The following is an 18,419-nucleotide window of genomic DNA, read 5'->3' on the forward strand; positions in this document are numbered from 1 at the left end:
GGCAAGCGGCTCAGGAATCCCAGAGTGCTCCCAGGGCCATGAGATCACCCCGGTACTCGATCCTGTCTGCCCACTCCGAGGGCCATGCGTCGGCCCCGATGTATGCCCCGGCGAACGCGCCCGTCAGGCAGGCGATCGAGTCGGAGTCGCCCGAGGTGCAGGCCGCTCGGCGCAGCGCTGTGAGCGGCTCGTCGAGGAAGAGCAGGAAGCAGAGCAGGCCGGTGGCGAGGGCCTCTTCGGCGATCCAGCCCTCGCCGGTGGCCAGGCATGGGTCCGTCTCGGGCGACGGAGACCGTACGGCCTCCTGAAGCCGGTCCAGGATCGCCAGGCACTCGTCCCAGCCCCGCGCGATGAAATTCCCGGGTGTCGGATCCTGGCTTCGGGTCCACAGGTCGCCGAGCCACCGCTCGTGGTACCGGTCCCGGTTCTCGTACGCGTACGAGCGCAGCAGACCGACGAGCCCCGTCGGCTCGGTGCCCTGCGCCAGCAGCCGTACCGCATGCGCGGTGAGGTCGGACGCGGCCAGCGCCGTGGGGTGGCCGTGCGTGAGCGCGGCCTGCAACTGGGCGGCGCCCGCGCGCTGTTCGTCGCTCAGACCGGGGACAAGGCCGATGGGCGCGACGCGCATGTTGGCGCCGCAGCCCTTGGAGTCGATCTGGCTGGCGTCCTGCCAGAGCCGGTCCATCCGCTCCAGCAAGGCGCACGCCCTGAGGCAGGTGTTGCCCGGGGCCCGGTTGTTCTCCGGGGAGCGGTTCCAGGCGATGAACTCATGCCGTACGGCCTCGGCCATCCCCTCGGGTTCGAGCACCCCGCGGTCCGTCGCCGTCCTGAGCCCCCGCCCCAACGCCAGCGTCATCTGCGTGTCGTCGGTGACGAGCGCCGGCGTCGGCAGCTCCATCTCCCGCCAAGGCCCATACTTGGCGAGGATCGACGGCACGTCGCGGAACTCGGTCGGGTAGCCGAGCGCGTCCCCGAGCGCGAGACCGTTGAGCGCTCCGGTGGCGGCTTGCTTCCTCACGGTGGTGGTCATGCGGGGTGTCCTTCCCGGGTCGGGCGGAGCAGGGGCGGGTGGAGGGTGGTGGCGCTGCCCGCGCGATACAGCGCCGCGGGCTTGCCCCGCCCGCCGGTCAGGCGCGCGGCGCCGGGGATCGGTTCGACGAAGCCGGGCGTGGCGAGGACCTTGCGCCGGAAGTTGGGCCGGTCCAGGACCGTCCCCCACACCGTCTCGTAAACCTGCTGGAGCTCCCCGAGCGTGAACTCGGGCGGGCAGAAGGCCGTGGCGAGACAGGTGTACTCGAGCTTGGCGCCGACCCGTTCGTGGGCGTCGGCGAGGATCCGGTCGTGGTCGAAGGCGAGCGGCCCGAGCCCGTCGTACGGGAGCCACTGGGCGCGTGCCGCGTCTCCGCCGCCGTGCGGCTCCGGAGCGTCGGGCAGCAGCGCGGTGTACGCGACGGAGACGACCCGCATCCGGGGATCGCGGTCCGGTTCGCTGTACGTCCGCAGCTGCTCCAGATGCAGCCCGGAGATGTCCGACAGACCGGTTTCCTCTGCGAGTTCGCGCCGGGCGGCCGTCTCCGCTGACTCGTCGGGCAGGACGAAGCCACCGGGCAGTGCCCAGCGGCCCGCGTACGGCTCCTGCCCGCGCTCGATCAGCAGCACCTGGAGTACGGCCGTCCGAATCGTGAACACCGCGAGATCGACGGTGACGGCGAAGGGCTCGAAGGCGTGCTTGTCGTAGCCGTCGGGAGCCTCGGGTGCAGTGCCCTCTGCTGCGGTCACGCCCGCCCACCTCCTTAATAGTCACTAAGACTATAAAGAGGCGAGCGGGCTGTGGCAACCCCTCAACTCCCGTCCCTGGACCTCAACTCCCGTGCTTGGACGGCGCGAACGACGCCACCACCGCCCCGGCGGCCGAGACCGCCGCCGAGACCCACAGCGCGGGCGCGCATCCGTCGATGAAGCTCTCCGCCGAGTCGTAGCCCCCGTACTGGACGAACACGGCCGCGGCGACGGCGACTCCGAAGACCCCGCCCAGCTCACGCAGCGCGTTGTTGACGCCCGACGCGACGCCCACCTCAGCGGGCGGCACCGACGAGCTCACGGCGTTCGCGACGGTGGGGAAGACCATGGAGATGCCGACTCCGGCGACGATCAGCGGCACGACCAGGCGGTCGTAGCCGACCCCGGGTTCCACCTGCCAGGCCATCAGCCCGAGCCCCACCGCCTGGAGAACGAGGCCCGTCAGCATGAAGGGCCGGTTCCCGAACCGGTCCGCGAGCGCGCCCGCGACCGGCGCGACGAGCAGCGGCGTACCGGTCCACACCAGAATCCGCAGGCCCGCCTCCAACGGGGAGTTGCCCAGGCCGACCTGGAAGAGCTGCGAGATCATGAACAGCGCGCCGAGCAGCGACATGAACATCAGGAAGACCGCACCGTTGGCGGTGGAGAAGCCGCGCAGCCGGAAGTGCGCGAGCGGCAGCATCGGGTACTTCGCCCCCGACCGCTCCCAGCCGAGGAAGGCCGCCACGAACACGACCCCGACGGCCAGGGCGCCCAGCACCTCGGCACTCCCCCAGCCGGCCTCCGGCGCCCGCACCGGCGCCCAGGCGAGCCCGGTCAGGCCCACGGCCGCCAACGCCAGCCCCACGATGTCCAGTTGGGGCCGCGGACCGTAGCTCTCGCGCAGCTTCATCGCGGCGAGCGGAAGCATCACGAGCCCCAGAGGCACGTTCAGCCAGAAGATCCACTGCCAGGACAGACCATCCGTGACGGCCCCGCCGAGTACTGGCCCGGCGGCCACCCCGAGTCCGCTCACCCCACCCCACAGGCCGATCGCCACGCCCCGCTTCTCGGCCGGGAACGCCTCGCTGATCAGGGTCAGCGTGAGGGGCAGCAGTACGGCCGCTCCGGCGCCCTGAACCGCTCGTGCGGCGATGAGTTCACCGGCGCCGCCGGCGAGCGCGGCCCACGCGGAGGCCAGCGTGAAGACTGCGAGACCGACTACGTACATCCGCCGCCGCCCGAACCGGTCGCCGAGCGCGGCGCCCGTCAGGGTCAGACAGGCGAAGACGAGGTTGTACGCGTTGATCGTCCACTCCAGCTGGGACAGGCTCGCGCCGAAGTCGGCCTGCAGCGCGGGCAGCGCGGTGGCGACGACCACCACGTCCAGCGCGCACAGGAGCGCCCCCAGCCCGGCAAGAACCACCGTCCAGGCGCGCCGTGGGGGCGCAGTGGTCGGTGGCTTGCGGGTGGGGGCGAGCAGGGTTTCTGCGATGTCGATGTCAGCCATGAGGGATAAGCCCTTCCGTGAGAGTCACTCACGGAAGGCAGACCAGCCCCGCCCCTAAAAGGAATCGCGCCCGAGGAACGCGAGGAGCCGGTCGGAGGCAGCGGCCCGGGGCAGCACGCCGACCGGCTCGGCGAAGCGCACTCCCCGGTCCTCGTCCCCGACCACGCATCGCGCGACGGACAGCAGCTCGGCCGCGAGCGCGGACGGAATCGGCCGCGGCCGCCCGCAGGCCTGCGCCACGTCCCAGCCGTGCACGGCGATCTCGACGGCGCCGGTGGCGGCCATCACACGGACGTCCAGCGGCCGGTCCCCCACGGTCACGGAGCGTCCCTCCCCGGGCAGGGCCATCCAGGCGCCGAGCAGCGCGCAGGCACGCCGCCGGAAGTCGCACGCGGGATCCGCGCTGCCCCTCGCCGCCGGGAAGAGACCGATCCGCCCGCCCGTAAGCCCCTCGTGCAGAGCGTCGAGCCCGTCGTCGAGATGGCCGAGCAACTCCCCCAGGTCCCACCGCGCGCACGGCGTGGACCGCCGCAGACTTCCAGGTGCCACGGCGGCGACGCTTCCCAGGGTGTACGCGAGCGAACGCTCGAGCAGCTCCCCGGAGTTCATGACAACACCTCCGGCATCCCGAAGCGCCAGGCCAGCCCCGGTTCCAGGAAGACGGTGATCCGCGCGATCTCCCGGTCCTCGGCTGATCCCTCGATGGTGAGCACCTGCACCGAGTGCGCCCGGTGCACGCCGTCCGCACCGCGTGTGTACGCCACCACGGCCGGCTGCCCGTTCGCCCGCGTGGGGATCATCCGCAGATGCCCCTTCTCGTGCTCGAGCGCCTCCAGGAACCGCATGACGTCCTTCTTCCCGCTGAACCACTCCAGGTACGGCGGCATCTCCAGCTCAACGCCTTCCTGGAGCAGCCCGAGGAGCGCGTCCATGTCGGCGTCCTCGAAGGCGGCCACATACCGGTCGAGCAGCTCGCGGTCGCCCGTGCTGTCCGGCTCCGCCAGCAGATCCTCGTCGGGCGCCACCTCGTCGAGTCGGGCACGCGCGCGTTGGAGGCTGCTTTTCACCGCCGCCGTGGTGGTCCCGAGAAGGGCGGCCACCTCCTGCGCCCGCCAGGCCAGTACGTCCCTGAGGATGAGTACGGTCCGCTGCCGCGCGGGCAGATTCTGCAGCGCCGCGACGAGCGCGAGCCGCAGACTGCCGCGCGCCGCGACGACGGTCGCCGGGTCCACGAGCGTGTCGGGCACCGGCTGGAGCCACGGGATATCCGTCGGAGGGGTCCTCAGCGGCTCCTCGGGGGCGTCTGACGGCCCACCGAGCCCGGAGGGCAGCGGACGCCGTTCACGTCCCTCCAGCGCCGTCAGACACGTATTGGTGGCGATCCGGTAGAGCCAGGTCCGCAAGGACGCACGGCCCTCGTATCCGTCGTACGACCGCCAGGCCCGCAGATACGTCTCCTGCACCAGGTCCTCGGCGTCGTCGACCGACCCGAGCATCCGGTAGCAGTGCGCCAGCAGCTCGCGCCGGTACATCCCCGTCAGCCGTACGAACTCGTCGCGATCCGTCGTCACAGCCATGCCCGCTCCCTTCGTTCACGGGTACAGACCGGAGGAGCGGCGAAAACGCATCGGCCGGTCCCGGACGAATTCCGGAACCGGCCGCTACGAGTAGCGAGTACGGGCAAGGACGAGGACCTAGAGGTCGACCTCCTGCATCAGCATCCCGACCTCCGTGTTGGACAGCCGTCGCAGCCAGCCCGACTTCTGGTCGCCGAGCGTGATCGGGCCGAAGGCGACGCGCACGAGCTTGTCGACCGGGAAGCCCGCCTCGGCGAGCATGCGCCGCACGATGTGCTTGCGGCCCTCGTGAAGAGTGACCTCTACGAGGTAGTTCTTGCCGGTCTGCTGAACGACGCGGAAGTGGTCCGCGCGCGCGTACCCGTCCTCCAGCTGGATGCCGTCCTTGAGCTGCTTGCCCAGGTCACGCGGGATCGGGCCCACGATGTGTGCGAGGTAGGTCTTCTTGACGCCGTACTTGGGGTGGGTCAGCCGGTTGGCCAGCTCGCCGTGGTTGGTGAGCAGGATGACGCCCTCGGTCTCGGTGTCGAGCCGTCCCACGTGGAAGAGCCGCGTCTCACGGTTGGTGACATAGTCCCCGAGGCACTGGCGCCCCTCCGGGTCCTCCATCGTCGAGACGACACCGGCGGGCTTGTTCAGCGCGAAGAACTGGTACGCCTGTGTGGCGACCGTCAGCCCGTCGACCTTGATCTCGTCCTTCTCCGGGTCGACACGCAGTCCCTGCTCGAGCACGATCTCGCCGTTGACCTCGACACGGGCCTGCTCGATCAGCTCCTCGCAGGCGCGCCGCGAACCGTATCCCGCGCGCGCGAGCACCTTCTGGAGCCGTTCGCCCTCCTGCTCGGCGCCCGGGAAGGTCTTAGGCGGCTTGACGTCCTTCTTGCCGGCGTACCGGTCGCGGTTGCGCTCCTCGACCCGCGTCTCGAACTCGCGGGAGCGCGCGGGAGCCGTACGACCGCGCCCGCCCTGCTGACTCTTCTTCGGGCCGCCCTTGGCCCCGCCGCGCGCGGAGCTGCCACGCCCGGACTTGGGGCCGTCCTTGGTGGCGTCAGGGCCCACGTCGTAGCGGCGCTCCTCGGGGCGGGGCTTGCGAGGGCGGCCCTGCTCCTGCCCCTGCTTCTGGTCCCTGCTGTTGCCGGCGCCGCGGTAGTTACCGCGCCCGCCGCTCTTGCCGCTGCCGCTGCTTCGCATCAAAGTTCCGTCGTCGTGTCGTCATCGGGGTCCGGTGCATCCGGATCGAACGACGGTACGCCTTCCTGCGTCTCGGCCTCGATCGCCTCCGCCTCGGGGAGGAAGGGCGCGAGCTCCGGAAGCTCGTCCAGGCCGCGCAGGCCCATCCGCTCCAGGAAGTAGTTCGTCGTCCTGTACAGGATCGCACCTGTTTCGGGTTCCGCGCCCGCCTCCTCGACCAGACCGCGCTGCAGGAGGGTGCGCATCACGCCGTCGCAGTTCACTCCTCGTACGGCCGAGACGCGGGAACGGCTGACCGGCTGCCGGTACGCCACGACCGCGAGCGTCTCCAGGGCGGCCTGCGTGAGCCGGGCCTGCTGCCCGTCCAGTACGAACCGTTCGACGGCCGCCGCGTACTCGGGCCGGCTGTAGAACCGCCAGCCGCCCGCGACAAGCCGCAGCTCGAAGCCACGGCCCTGCACGGTGTACTCGTCGGCCAGCGCGCGCAGCGCGTCCGCGATCTGCCGCCGGGGCCGCTCCAGGATCTTCGCGAGGTGCTCCACGGTCGCGGGTTCGTCCACGACCATGAGTACGGCCTCCAGGGCGGGCCTGAGGTCGAGATCCGCGACGGTACGCAGCCCTGCCGGGGCCTCGGTGGTGTTCTCGGTCACGCCTTCTCCTCCTTGGCTTCGTCCTGGGTCGGCTCCGGGGGCCTGTCGAACTCGTCCGTCACCCTCGGCTCCTCCTCGCTGTCCCCGCCGGTCCAGCGCACCAGCAACTCCCCCAGCGCCTCCTCCTGGTCGAGCGCGACGGCCTTCTCCCGGTAGAGCTCCAGCAGGGCGAGGAACCGGGCCACGACGGTCAGCGTGTCGTCCGTGTCCTCGACGAGCGCCCGGAAGGTGGCCTCCCCGAGCTCTCTCAGCCGCGCCACAACAATCCCGGCCTGCTCCTGCACACTCACCAGCGGGGCGTGGATGTGGTCGACGTACACCTGCGGCTTGGGCTTGGGCTGCATCGCCTTCACGGCGAGCTTCGCGAACCCATCTGCACCGATGCTGATGACGACCTCGGGCAGCAACTCGGCGTGATGCGGCTCCAGTCCGACGGTGCGGGGATACCGCCGGGCCTCCTCCTCGAGTCGCCGGCTGAAGATCTCGGCGATCTGTTTGTACGCGCGGTACTGCAAGAGCCGCGCGAACAGCAGATCCCGCGCCTCCAGCAGCGCCAGATCCGCCTCGTCCTCCACCTCGGCGGACGGCAGCAGCCGAGCGGCCTTGAGATCAAGCAGGGTGGCTGCGACGACGAGAAACTCGGTCGTCTCATCAAGATCCCAGTCCGGCCCCATCGCCCGGATATGCGCCATGAACTCATCGGTGACCTTGGAGAGCGCGACCTCGGTCACATCCAGCTTGTGCTTGGAAATCAACTGAAGCAGCAGATCAAAGGGCCCTTCAAAGTTCGCCAGCCGAACTTTGAAGGTGCCGTCATCGGGTTCGGGATCAGCTTCCGGCTCGTCCGCGTTGTGGGCAGGCGTTCCGCTGGGCGATGGGGGTCCCCCCGCTCGAGCGACGTCGAGAGTGGGGGAGGGTGGGCACAACGCCCCACGGTCCGCAGCCGACGAGCCGTCCTCAACCAGAGACTCGCTCTCCGCCGCAGGCGGATCGGGCTGAGCCACAGGCGGAACGGCCTCCGCCGCAAGCGACTCGACGGACGCCGGAGGCGCGGGCGACTCATCCGCCTCCGGAGGCGCAGACACCTCAACCTCAGCCGGAGGCAGCGGCCCCCGCCCCAGCGCACGCCGACGACCGGTGGAGCCGGATGCGGGGACGGAGCCGTCGTACGAGGTCATAGCCGTCGCAGGCTACCGCTTACCGCCCACGGAGCCGACGGACAAGAATGCTGGCGTCCCCCCGCGACTCAAGGTCCGCGAGCACAACGGCGACAGCCTCACGCACGATCCGCCCGCGATCCACCGCGAGCCCGTGCTCTCCGCGCAACACCAGCCGAGCATGCTCAAGATCCATGAGCTCCTCGGCGGACACGTACACGGTGATCTTCTCGTCGTGCCGCTCCCGCCCGCTGGGCCGCCGCGCGGAAGCCCGCCCCCGCTTGCGCGGCTGAGCGGCGGCGGCAGAACCTTCCTGCGCCCCCTGCCGTCGCCCGGAGCGCTCGGCGCCGGCGGCACGGGTGCGGGACTCCCCGGCATCGGCGGACTCGGAGTCCGCGGCCACATGCTCGGCCCCGTCACCGTCCCCGCCCTGTGCGGGCACAGCCTGCGGCGCATCCTCCCCGGACCCGGATCCCGAGCCGGAGGCAGCCGTATCGCCCTCGCCCGCAGGAGCCGGCACCCGAGCCTCACCGTTGGACTGGCCGTTGGCCTGGCGCCTGGGGCTGGACGACTGGAGCGCCATTCCCCCCGTCGTACGGAACAGTTCGTCGGCCCCCGGCAGACTCACTCGGCGTGACACCGGGCGAGCACCTCCCTGGCGAGCTGACGATAGGCGGCGGCACCGACGGAGTTGGAGGCGTACGTGGTGATCGGTTCACCGGCGACCGTGGTCTCCGGGAAGCGGACCGTGCGCCCGATGACCGTGTGGTAGACGTGATCGTCGAAGGCTTCGACGACACGCGCGAGCACCTCGCGGCTGTGCACCGTGCGCGAGTCGTACATCGTGGCGAGGATCCCGTCGAGCTCCAGCTCGGGGTTGAGCCGCTCCTGGACCTTCTCGATGGTCTCGGTGAGCAGCGCGACACCACGCAACGCGAAGAACTCGCACTCCAGCGGCACGATCACCTTGTGGGCGGCCGTCAGGGCGTTCACCGTGAGCAGGCCGAGCGAGGGCTGGCAGTCGATGACGATGTAGTCGTAGTCGGCCATGAGCGGCTTCAGGGCGCGCTGCAGCGTGGACTCGCGCGCGACCTCGCTCACCAGCTGGACCTCGGCGGCCGACAGGTCGATGTTGCTGGGCAGCAGGTCCATGTTCGGGACCGCGGTCTTCAGGAGGACCTCGTCGGCCGCCATGCCCCGCTCCATGAGCAGGTTGTAGACGGTGAGATCGAGCTCCATCGGATTGACACCGAGGCCGACCGAGAGCGCGCCCTGCGGGTCGAAGTCGACCAGCAGGACCCGCCGTCCGTACTCCGCGAGCGCGGCACCCAGGTTGATGGTCGACGTCGTCTTGCCGACGCCGCCCTTCTGGTTGCACATCGCGATGATCTTCGCGGGGCCGTGATCGGTCAGCGGGCCCGGGATCGGGAAGTACGGCAGCGGGCGCCCGGTCGGGCCGATGCGCTCACGGCGCTGGCGGGCCGCGTCGGGCGCGAGCGTGGCCGCGTACTCCGGATCGGGCTCGTACTCGGCGTCGGGGTCGTAGAAGTGCCCCTCGGGCAGGTCGTCGTAGTCGGCGAAGTGGGTGCGGTTCTCGCCACTTCCGTTGCCGGCCATGGCGTTCACGTGATGGCCATCCATGCTCTGGTGGACTGTCTGAATCCGGTGTGGACTCTGGTGGGCTGCGAAGGTGCGCACAGCTACGGAGCCGACAGCCTCGAGCCCCGTGGGCCTCGGGCCCTGCGCAGGCATTCCTGGTTGACCACCCCCGGGAGTAAATGTCGACTCATTCACAAGTCGTCTTACCTCCTTGGTGACCAGGAAACTTCTAGATAGGTCAGCGTGGCACCATGCCGACGGTTGGCGACTCTATGGCGTGTCACCGGTCCGCAGCAACACAATCCGCCGGACCCGGCCCGATGTGTCGGCAACGGAACACCCCTCTGTCAAGGGCGTAAGGGCGTCGCACGGCAGGTTTCGCGGGTGTGCGAAACGGTCGAAGGGTTACGTTCGAGACGAGTTGAACGAGTCTCGCAAAGGGTCTCGACACACAGGCGGCCGGACCTGGTTCCCCAAGGTCCGGCCGGGTGTACGCCGTTGACGACTCGTGTTGACGTATCGCCTTTTGTCGGTGGAGAGATGGGCCGGCGCGGGTCAGCCGAGCAGGGTCTCCAGCTCCACGTGCTCCAGGCCGTGTGCCTCCGCGACCTCGCGGTAAACCACTTTGCCTTCATGCGTGTTGAGGCCCTTGGCCAGCGCGGCGTCACGGCGCAGCGCCTCGACCCAGCCGCGGTTCGCGAGCTCCACGATGTACGGGAGCGTGGCGTTGGTGAGCGCGTACGTCGAGGTGTTGGGCACGGCGCCGGGCATGTTGGCGACGCAGTAGAAGACCGAGCCGTGAACCGGGAAGGTCGGCTCGGCGTGCGTCGTCGGACGCGAGTCCTCGAAGCAACCGCCTTGATCAATCGCGATGTCGACAAGAACACTTCCCGGCTTCATCCGGGAGACGAGCTCGTTGGTGACCAGCTTCGGCGCCTTTGCGCCCGGGATGAGGACGGCGCCGATGACGAGGTCGGCCTCCAGGCAGGCCTTCTCCAGCTCGAAGGCGTTGGAGACGACGGTCTGGATCTTTGTGCCGAAGATCTTGTCGGCCTCCTTGAGCTTGTTGATGTCCTTGTCGAGCAGGGTCACGTGGAAGCCCATGCCGATGGCGATCTGCGCGGCGTTCCAGCCGGAGACTCCGCCGCCGATGACGACGGCCCGGCCGGCCAGGACGCCCGGAACACCACCGGGCAGCACCCCGCGACCGCCGTTGGCGCGCATCAGGTGGTACGCGCCGACCTGCGGGGCGAGGCGGCCCGCGACCTCAGACATCGGGGCGAGCAGCGGCAGCGCGCGGCTGGGCAGCTCGACCGTTTCGTACGCGATCGCCGTGGTGCCGGACTCCAGGAGCGCGTCCGTGCACTCCTTGGACGCGGCCAGGTGCAGGTAGGTGAAGAGGATCTGGTCCTTGCGGAGGCGGTGGTACTCCTCGGCGATCGGCTCCTTGACCTTCAGCAGCAGGTCGGCGGAGGCCCACACCTCGTCCGCGGTGCCGAGGATCTGCGCACCGGCGGCGACGAACTCGTCGTCCGTGATCGAGGAGCCGACACCGGCACCCTGCTCGATGACGACCTGGTGGCCGTGGCGCACCAGCTCATGTACTCCGGCGGGGGTGATGGCCACCCGGAACTCGTTGTTCTTGACCTCGCGGGGGATGCCGACCTTCACGTCGATCACGGTCCTTGGCTCAGGGGGTTGTGGGGTGATGCCTGCCCGGACGATGCCAGACATACCCGGATGCACGGGAGCACACCGGTAGACACCGCGAAAAGACGCGGCGGAGCCAGTCTAATGAAGGGATTCCCCGTGTCTAGCCTTTCAATGCTTCAATCTCCTGCGGATGTACTGCGGATTTCGTAGGCGTTAGCGTCATGTTCCCTGGCGGACAGGTCCTCCGGGAGCTCGTCTCCCAGCATGCGCTCGGCCGCGCCGCGGTGCAGCCGGGCGGCCACGGGGTCGCCGAACCGGTCCAGGGTGTCGGCGAGCCGCAGCTGCAGAGCGGCCCGCAGTCGTACGTCCTCGGCGCGGCGCGCCCACTCGATCGCCTCCTGGCAGGTGTGCAGTGACTCCTCGGACAGGCCGGAGTACTCCTGCACCCGGGCCAGCTCGCTCAACGCCCTTGCCACGCCTGCCACATCACCGTTCCTGCGATGGCTGGTGACCGCCGAGCGCCAGCTGCGCAACGCCTCGTCGTAGCGGCCCGCGAAGGTGTGGACGGTGGCGATACGGCCGTGCAGCCGGGCCGCGTCCACGCGCTCGTCGCGCGCGAGCCGCTGCGCGAGCGCCCGCCCGTACCAGTCGGCGGCCCGGTCGTAGTCCCCCAGCTCCTGGTGGGCGCCGCCTACGGATTCCATCGCGCGGCCGGTCGCATACGGGTCGTTCGCCTCCCGTCCGGCATCCAGAGCGGCGCGGTAGCGGGCGAGCGCCTCACGTGTCCGGCCGGTACGGGCGTCCAGGTCCGCGAGGTTCAGCAGCGCGGCGGCCTTCTCGCGGGGCAGCTTCCGCCGCTCGGCGACATCGAGGACGAGCCGGTGGATGCCGTACAGCTCGGGCGCCACCGCCCGCGTACCGAAGTGCGCGACCATCGCCCGCACCAGCGCGGCCATCAGGCGGCGCGCGAGGGTGTCCAGCTCCCCGTCGGCGACCGCGAGCCGGGCCGAGGCCAGCAGCGCGGGCTGCCGGATGCGCAGCCAGTCGGCGGCGGCGCGGGGGTTCTTGAAGCGCAGGGCGCTGGGCATCCCGGCGAGCTTCTCGCGGGCGGGCGAGCTGTCGGTCTCGGTGATCGCGCGGCAGGACGCCAGCAGCCGTACGGTCCGCTCCAGCATCCGGGCGCGGGCCAGCTGCAGCTCGGCCGGCCGGTCCTCGCTCTCGGTGAGCGAGCGCAGCAGCGGCAGCAGACAGCCGGGCACCTCGTACTGCGCGAGCGGTGACTGGACGCGCCGTACGAGGCCTAGGTCGGCGAAGTCGTCGAGAGCGGACTCGGCGACGCCCACCGAGCAGCCGACGAGCGCGGAGGCGGTGTGCGGGTCGACGAGGCCCGCGGGAGCGAGGGAGAGCAGGCGGAGCATCTGTGCGCGGGCCGAGGGCAGTTCGGCGTACACGAGGTGGAAGACGCGGTCGAGTGCCGGGCCCTCGTCACCCTCGGTGCACAGCTGCTTGGCGAGGTCGGCGACGGCCGCCTTGGGTCGGCGGGCCAGCCAGCCGCCGGCGAGCACGAGTGCGGCGGGTTGGGCGGCGCAGAGCTCGACGAGCCCCTCGGCGGCGCGCGGGTCGACGGTGATGCGTACCGAGCCGGTGTACCGGCCCAGGAGTTCGACGGCGGACTTGGTGTCCAGGCCGCCGAGGGTGCAGGGGCGGACGTCGGAGATCCCGGTCAGGGGGCCGTCGGAGACGGCGACGACCAGGCACTCGGGGGTGTCGGGGAGGAGCGCGTCGACCTGCTCCGCGTCCGCCGCGTCATCGAGCAGGAGCAGGGCCCGGCGGGAGGCGAGGGCCTCGCGCAGCGCCTCGACGAGGTCGTCCTCGGCGGCTCCGGGCGGGGCGGTCAGCTCCAGGGCGGCGAGCAGGTCGCGGGCGGTGCGCTCGGTGGGTACGGGCGTGCCGTCGGGCTCGGTGAGGCGGGCTCGCAGAGTGCCGCCCTTGTAACTGTCCGCGACCTGCCGTACGAGTTCTCCGGCGAGCGCGGTGCGGCCGAAGCCGGGCTTGCCCGCGATGAGCAGCACGCGCGCGCGTGGCGCTTTCCGGCCCGCGAGGGTGTCCAGGCCCGCACGCTCGATGTCGGCCCTCAGTTCCCTCAACTCTCTTGTACGGCCGAGGAAGTGGCCCTCCGTGGATGGGGGTCCCCCCGCTCGAGCGAAGTCGGGAGTGGGGGAGGACCCGGCAGCCGGGCGCTGCTCCTTGGCCGACACCTTCGTGCCCTCGGTGTCCACCGCCTGATCCGTCACGGGCCACACTCCCGTCCCACCACACGCGCAAGCCCGCCGGGACTCCGGACGGGGCGTTGCGCTTGTTGTTTGGCTCGCTCGCCTCCGGGGCGCTACAGCCTGTGTCGAGAGCGCGATCGTGCTCAACCCTTCGGGCCTCCGCGCTCCCCCAGCGCTCTCGACACAGGCGCGCCCCTTCGGCTCACTCGCCAAGAGCCTAGTTCACGCTCTGCGACGATCCCGACGGAGCACGGCGGGCACGCCCCTCGATCGGATCAGGTGATTGTCATACCGGCGACAGGACGGTGTGCGTCCGGCCTCGCGACCGGGCGAGGGTCATACTTCGAAGGGCCGCGCGGGCCACGGCGCCTCGGCCGGGCGCAGCGCGTCGAGACCCTCGCCGTTCTGGGCCGCGACCAGCGAAAGGACGCCCACGACAAGGCAGTTGTTGTGCAGCTCACCGGCGAGCACACCGCGGACGAGATCCTCGACGGGGACCCGTGAGAGCTCCATGTCGGCCTCTTCGTCCTCGACCTCGAAACGCTGCCCCTCGGCCTCGGACAGATCCCGGGCGAGGAAGATCCGTACGGCCTCGTCGCAGCCGCCCGGCGTCGTGTACACGTCGGTGAGCACCCGCCAGTCCTCGGCCTTGACGTGGGCTTCTTCGTAGAGCTCGCGCTGGGCGGCAGTCAGCGGGTTCTCGCCGGGGATGTCGAGCAGGCCGGCCGGGATCTCCCACAGTTTCTGGCGTACGGGGTGCCGGTACTGGCGGATGACCAGGACGCGGCCCTGGTCGTCGAGGGCGAGGACCGCCACCGAACCGGGGTGGACCTGGTAGTCGCGCCGGACGACCGTCCCGTCGGGCATGACCACGTCGTCCGTGCGCACGGAGGTCTTGTTCCCCGTGAACGGAGTCTCGGTCGCCCTGACCTCCCACTCCTCGGCGGTGTCCTTGATGGTCATGTCGACTTGTCCTCCCACGTCCACAGAAACCGGGGCACGCGCCGCAAAGGACCCGCACCCCGGCAACCGTACAACCTCGTGTTACTTACCCGTCTTGCCCGTCTTGCCCGTCTTGCGTTCCACAGCGGCCTCCACCAGGCCCGCGAACAGCGGATGCGGACGCGTCGGGCGCGAGCGCAGCTCGGGGTGCGCCTGGGTCGCGACCAGGTAAGGGTGGACGTCGCGCGGGTACTCCAGGTACTCCACGAGCTTGCCGTCCGGGGACGTGCCGGAGAACAGCAGACCAGCCTTCTTCTCCAGCTCGGTGCGGTAGGAGTTGTTCACCTCGTAGCGGTGACGGTGGCGCTCCTCCACGTACTCCTTGCCGCCGTACACCTCGCGCACGAGGGAGCCCTCGGCGAGCTTGGCCGGGTACATGCCCAGCCGCATCGTGCCGCCCATGTCGCCCTCCCCGGCGACGATGTCCAGCTGCTCGGCCATGGTGGAGATGACGGGGTGGCCGGTGGCGGCGTCGAACTCCGTGGAGTTGGCGTCCGCGATGTCGGCGAGATTGCGTGCGGCCTCGATCACGATGCACTGCAGGCCGAGGCACAGCCCGAGCAGCGGGATCTTGTTCTCGCGGGCGTACTGGATGGCGCCGACCTTGCCGGAGACGCCGCGGTCGCCGAAGCCGCCGGGGATGCAGATCGCGTCGACGTCGGCGAGCTGCTGGGCGGCGCCCGCCGGGGTCTTGCAGTCGTCCGAGGTGACCCACTTGATCTTCACGCGCGCCTTGTTGGCGAAACCGCCCGCGCGCAGCGCCTCGGTGACCGAAAGGTATGCGTCGGGCAGGTCGATGTACTTGCCGACGAGCGCGAGGTTGATCTCGTGCTGCGGGTTGTGGACCCGGTCGAGCAGGTCGTCCCAGACCGTCCAGTCCACGTCGCGGAAGGCGAGGTCCAGCTTGCGGACGACGTAGGCGTCCAGGCCCTCGGTGTGCAGGACCTTCGGGATGTCGTAGATCGACTTGGCGTCGATGGCCGCGACCACGGCCGCCTCGTCGACGTCGCACATCAGCGAGATCTTGCGCTTGATCGCGGTCGGCACATCGCGGTCGGCGCGCAGCACGATCGCATCTGGCTGAATACCGATGTTGCGCAGAGCCGCAACCGAATGCTGCGTCGGCTTCGTCTTCAACTCTCCCGACGGTCCGATGTAGGGAAGGAGCGAGATGTGGACGACGAACACATTGTCTCGGCCGACCTCGTGACGGACCTGCCGGACGGTCTCCAGGAACGGCAGCGACTCGATGTCGCCGACCGTGCCGCCCACCTCCGTGATCACCACGTCCACGTCGTCCGTGGCCATGCGCCGGATTCGGTGCTTGATCTCGTTGGTGATGTGCGGGATGACCTGCACGGTGTCGCCGAGGTACTCGCCGCGCCGCTCCTTGGCGATGACCGTCGAGTACACCTGGCCGGTGGTGATGTTGGCGGAGCCGTCCAGGTCCACGTCCAGGAAGCGCTCGTAGTGGCCGATGTCCAGGTCGGTCTCGGCGCCGTCATTGGTGACGAACACCTCACCGTGCTGGAACGGGTTCATGGTGCCCGGGTCGACGTTCAGATACGGGTCGAGCTTCTGCATCGTGACCCGCAGGCCCCGCGCCTTGAGCAGTGCGCCCAGGCTGGACGCGGTCAGGCCCTTGCCGAGGGAGGAGGCGACACCCCCGGTGACGAAGATGTGCTTGGTCGTCGAGGATTTGGAGGGCATGGCCAAGACGGGGCTCCCGTGGTCGCGGTTCGGAGTGCGGGCCGGCTGCCTGACCCGGGCGTTTCGGGAGGTGCCGTCGCTGCGGTTCGGGGGACCCCTCGCGTCGGTTTCTGCTTCGGGGGCGCCCACCGGTCCACGGGCTACCAGGGTATCAGCGCCCGGGGGAGGCCGCTTCCGGCCACGCTCCGCACACGGGCCGACACGGGGCACAGTGGTACTCGCTCTTCCCACTCATCCGGCGCAATCGCTTTCCAGGGAGGGGCGCGCGGATCACCATCCTGCGTCGTATCCTGCTCGGACGATCGCTGCCGAGCCGGGCCGAACAACGGCACCACCCCGCCCGTATTCTCCGGACACAGAGCTCGTCAGTTCGTTTCGCACCAACAATCACTGCGACCATTGACGTCATGCAACGACGCTGTATTGACCCATTCCCCTGACCGCAAAGAGCAACCGCCCCTCGGGGGGCGACGTGGCCGTTCGACTGGAGATGCACGTGGCCGGGCGCATCGAGGACTACGCACTTATCGGAGACATGCAGACCGCCGCGCTGGTCTGCCGGGACGGCACGGTGGACTGGCTGTGCCTGCCCCGCTTCGACTCCCACGCCGTCTTCGCCGGACTGCTCGGCACCGAGGAGCACGGCTTCTGGCGCCTTGGCCCCGCCCACTCGGCGGACGCCGAGCCGCCCAGAGCGGCCCGCCGCTGCTACCGCGGCGACTCCCTGGTCCTCGAATCCGAGTGGGATACCCCACGTGGAACGGTCCGTGTGACCGATTTCATGCCCCCGCGTGACGGCGCACCCCAGCTGGTGCGGATCGTCGAGGGCGTCTCGGGCCGGGTGCCGATGCGCTCGGCGCTGCGGATGCGTTTCTCGTACGGCCGTGTCGTGCCCTGGGTGCACAAGCACGAGGGGCGGACGGTGGCCGTCGCCGGGCCCGACTCCGTGTGGTTCGACACGACGGCCGAGACCTACGGCAAGTCGCTGACCACGTACGCGGACTTCACGGTGGCGCCGGGCGACCGGATCGCGTTCACCATCTCCTGGCAGCCCTCGCACAAGGAGCCGCCCGCGCTGCCCGAGCCGGAGCAGGCCCTGGAGGCCACCGAGGAGTTCTGGCGCGAGTGGGTGGAGCAGTGCACGTACCACGGGCCCTACCGCGAGGCCGTGGTCCGCTCGCTGATCACTCTGAAGGCGCTGACGTACGCGCCGACCGGCGGCATCGTCGCCGCGCCCACCACCTCGCTCCCGGAGGAGATCGGCGGCGTCCGCAACTGGGACTACCGCTACACCTGGCTGCGCGACGCGGCCATCACCCTCTCCTCGCTGCTGCGCACCGGCTACCGCGACGAGGCGCGCGCCTGGCGCGAGTGGCTGCTGCGCGCGGTCGCGGGCGACCCCGAGAACCTGCAGATCATGTACGGCATCGCGGGCGAGCGCGAGTTGGGCGAGGCGGAGCTCGACTGGCTGCCCGGGTACGAGGACTCGGCGCCCGTACGCGTCGGGAACGGCGCCGCGCACCAGCTCCAGCTGGATGTCTACGGCGAGGTCACCGAAGCCCTGCACCTGGCGCACATGACAGGCCTGGCCCGCAACGACTACGCGTCCCTGCTGCAGCTCAAGCTGATCCGCTACCTGGAGAACCACTGGGACGAGCCGGACGAGGGCATCTGGGAGGTCCGCGGTCCGCGTCGGCACTTCGTGCACTCCAAGGTGATGGCCTGGGTCGCGGTCGACCGCACCATCAAGCTCATCGAGTCCGGCGACGCGGACGGTCCGCTGGAGAAGTGGCGCGAGCTGCGCGACGACATCCACCGCGATGTGTGTGAGAAGGGTTACGACAAGGAGCGCAACACCTTCACGCAGTCGTACGGCTCCAAGGAGCTGGACGCCTCGCTGCTGCTGATCCCGCAGATGGGCTTCCTGCCGCCCGACGACAAGCGGGTGATCGGCACGATCGAGGCCATCCAGCGGGAGCTGTCGACCACGGACGGCTTCATCCTGCGCTACCCCACCGCCGGTGAGGACGCGGGCGTGGACGGCCTGGAGGGTGACGAGGGCGCGTTCCTCGCCTGCTCGTTCTGGATGGCGGACGATCTGGCGATGATCGGCCGCGTCGACGAGGCCCGCAAGCTCTTCGAGAAGCTGTTGGCCCTGCGCAACGACCTCGGTCTGCTGGCCGAGGAGTGGGACCCGCGCCTGAAGCGCCAGGTCGGGAACTTCCCGCAGGCGTTCAGTCACGTGCCCCTGATCGACACGGCACTGCGGCTGACGGCTTCGGGGGCGTACGGCGGCTGATCGTCTGTCGCGGTACGGC

The 18,419-nt window shown here is 70.1% G+C and carries 15 protein-coding genes; 1 reads left to right on the forward strand and 14 read right to left on the reverse strand.

Features of this window, described 5'->3' with window-relative positions; translation table 11 throughout:
* Positions 1-10: 10 nt before the first annotated feature.
* The 14 genes from ACYVO6_RS02320 to ACYVO6_RS02385 form a co-directional block, all read right to left on the reverse strand.
* Positions 11-1,030: an ADP-ribosylglycohydrolase family protein gene (locus ACYVO6_RS02320; protein WP_461056681.1), complete on the reverse strand. Its 1,020-nt coding sequence runs from the start codon at positions 1,028-1,030 to the stop codon at positions 11-13.
* Positions 1,027-1,779, reverse strand: coding sequence for an NUDIX hydrolase (locus ACYVO6_RS02325; protein WP_461056682.1), 753 nt, complete (start codon positions 1,777-1,779; stop codon positions 1,027-1,029). Before ACYVO6_RS02325 ends, ACYVO6_RS02320 begins: the two co-directional genes overlap by 4 nt.
* Before the next feature lie 82 nt (positions 1,780-1,861).
* Entirely contained in the window at positions 1,862-3,289 is a 1,428-nt protein-coding gene (locus tag ACYVO6_RS02330; RefSeq protein WP_461056683.1) for an MFS transporter, read from the reverse strand.
* Between the two features lie 54 nt (positions 3,290-3,343).
* Complete coding sequence (locus ACYVO6_RS02335) at positions 3,344-3,898, reverse strand: TIGR03086 family metal-binding protein (protein ID WP_461056684.1); 555 nt, start codon at positions 3,896-3,898, stop codon at positions 3,344-3,346.
* Positions 3,895-4,866, reverse strand: a complete 972-nt coding sequence (locus ACYVO6_RS02340; RefSeq protein ID WP_461056685.1) for a sigma-70 family RNA polymerase sigma factor — start codon at positions 4,864-4,866, stop codon at positions 3,895-3,897. The genes ACYVO6_RS02335 and ACYVO6_RS02340 overlap by 4 nt, the downstream gene beginning before the upstream one ends.
* 117 nt (positions 4,867-4,983) lie before the next feature.
* On the reverse strand, positions 4,984-6,057 hold the full coding sequence (locus tag ACYVO6_RS02345) for a pseudouridine synthase (RefSeq protein ID WP_461056686.1): 1,074 nt from the start codon (positions 6,055-6,057) through the stop codon (positions 4,984-4,986).
* The gene (gene scpB, locus ACYVO6_RS02350) at positions 6,057-6,707 is read right to left on the reverse strand and encodes an SMC-Scp complex subunit ScpB (protein ID WP_033324012.1); all 651 of its coding nucleotides are present in this window, start codon (positions 6,705-6,707) and stop codon (positions 6,057-6,059) included. Before scpB ends, ACYVO6_RS02345 begins: the two co-directional genes overlap by 1 nt.
* On the reverse strand, positions 6,704-7,885 hold the full coding sequence (locus ACYVO6_RS02355) for a segregation/condensation protein A (RefSeq protein WP_461056687.1): 1,182 nt from the start codon (positions 7,883-7,885) through the stop codon (positions 6,704-6,706). Before ACYVO6_RS02355 ends, scpB begins: the two co-directional genes overlap by 4 nt.
* A 19-nt stretch (positions 7,886-7,904) precedes the next feature.
* Positions 7,905-8,504 carry a hypothetical protein gene (locus ACYVO6_RS02360; RefSeq protein WP_461056688.1) on the reverse strand — a complete coding sequence of 200 codons (600 nt, stop codon included), beginning with the start codon at positions 8,502-8,504 and terminating at the stop codon, positions 7,905-7,907.
* Positions 8,489-9,616: a ParA family protein gene (locus tag ACYVO6_RS02365; protein WP_461056689.1), complete on the reverse strand. Its 1,128-nt coding sequence runs from the start codon at positions 9,614-9,616 to the stop codon at positions 8,489-8,491. The genes ACYVO6_RS02360 and ACYVO6_RS02365 overlap by 16 nt, the downstream gene beginning before the upstream one ends.
* A 402-nt stretch (positions 9,617-10,018) precedes the next feature.
* The gene (gene ald / locus ACYVO6_RS02370; RefSeq protein ID WP_461056690.1) at positions 10,019-11,143 is read right to left on the reverse strand and encodes an alanine dehydrogenase; all 1,125 of its coding nucleotides are present in this window, start codon (positions 11,141-11,143) and stop codon (positions 10,019-10,021) included.
* 149 nt (positions 11,144-11,292) lie between these two features.
* Positions 11,293-13,410 (reverse strand): tetratricopeptide repeat protein, encoded by a 2,118-nt coding sequence (locus ACYVO6_RS02375; RefSeq protein WP_461056691.1) that lies wholly within the window; start codon positions 13,408-13,410, stop codon positions 11,293-11,295.
* Positions 13,411-13,725: 315 nt separating this feature from the next.
* Complete coding sequence (locus tag ACYVO6_RS02380; protein ID WP_461056692.1) at positions 13,726-14,352, reverse strand: NUDIX domain-containing protein; 627 nt, start codon at positions 14,350-14,352, stop codon at positions 13,726-13,728.
* Between the two features lie 81 nt (positions 14,353-14,433).
* A complete protein-coding gene (locus tag ACYVO6_RS02385; RefSeq protein ID WP_461056693.1) occupies positions 14,434-16,101 on the reverse strand; it encodes a CTP synthase in 1,668 nt (555 codons plus the stop codon).
* A gap of 490 nt (positions 16,102-16,591) precedes the next feature.
* Between ACYVO6_RS02385 and ACYVO6_RS02390 the strand changes: the two genes are divergently transcribed.
* A complete protein-coding gene (locus ACYVO6_RS02390; protein WP_461056729.1) occupies positions 16,592-18,400 on the forward strand; it encodes a glycoside hydrolase family 15 protein in 1,809 nt (602 codons plus the stop codon).
* Positions 18,401-18,419: the final 19 nt, after the last annotated feature.

This window comes from Streptomyces pseudoechinosporeus, from assembly GCF_054783935.1.

What these genes read in the sequence shown, in the direction of transcription:
- ACYVO6_RS02340 (WP_461056685.1), bottom strand. Translation starts at nt 4,866, where the DNA reads ATGGCTGTGACGACGGATCGCGACGAGTTCGTACGGCTGACGGGGATG.
- ACYVO6_RS02380 (WP_461056692.1), bottom strand. Translation starts at nt 14,352, where the DNA reads ATGACCATCAAGGACACCGCCGAGGAGTGGGAGGTCAGGGCGACCGAG.
- ACYVO6_RS02355 (WP_461056687.1), bottom strand. Translation starts at nt 7,885, where the DNA reads ATGACCTCGTACGACGGCTCCGTCCCCGCATCCGGCTCCACCGGTCGT.
- ACYVO6_RS02390 (WP_461056729.1), top strand. Translation starts at nt 16,592, where the DNA reads ATGCACGTGGCCGGGCGCATCGAGGACTACGCACTTATCGGAGACATG.
- ACYVO6_RS02330 (WP_461056683.1), bottom strand. Translation starts at nt 3,289, where the DNA reads ATGGCTGACATCGACATCGCAGAAACCCTGCTCGCCCCCACCCGCAAG.
- ACYVO6_RS02365 (WP_461056689.1), bottom strand. Translation starts at nt 9,616, where the DNA reads ATGCCTGCGCAGGGCCCGAGGCCCACGGGGCTCGAGGCTGTCGGCTCC.
- ACYVO6_RS02345 (WP_461056686.1), bottom strand. Translation starts at nt 6,057, where the DNA reads ATGCGAAGCAGCGGCAGCGGCAAGAGCGGCGGGCGCGGTAACTACCGC.
- ACYVO6_RS02385 (WP_461056693.1), bottom strand. Translation starts at nt 16,101, where the DNA reads ATGCCCTCCAAATCCTCGACGACCAAGCACATCTTCGTCACCGGGGGT.
- ACYVO6_RS02320 (WP_461056681.1), bottom strand. Translation starts at nt 1,030, where the DNA reads ATGACCACCACCGTGAGGAAGCAAGCCGCCACCGGAGCGCTCAACGGT.
- ACYVO6_RS02335 (WP_461056684.1), bottom strand. Translation starts at nt 3,898, where the DNA reads ATGAACTCCGGGGAGCTGCTCGAGCGTTCGCTCGCGTACACCCTGGGA.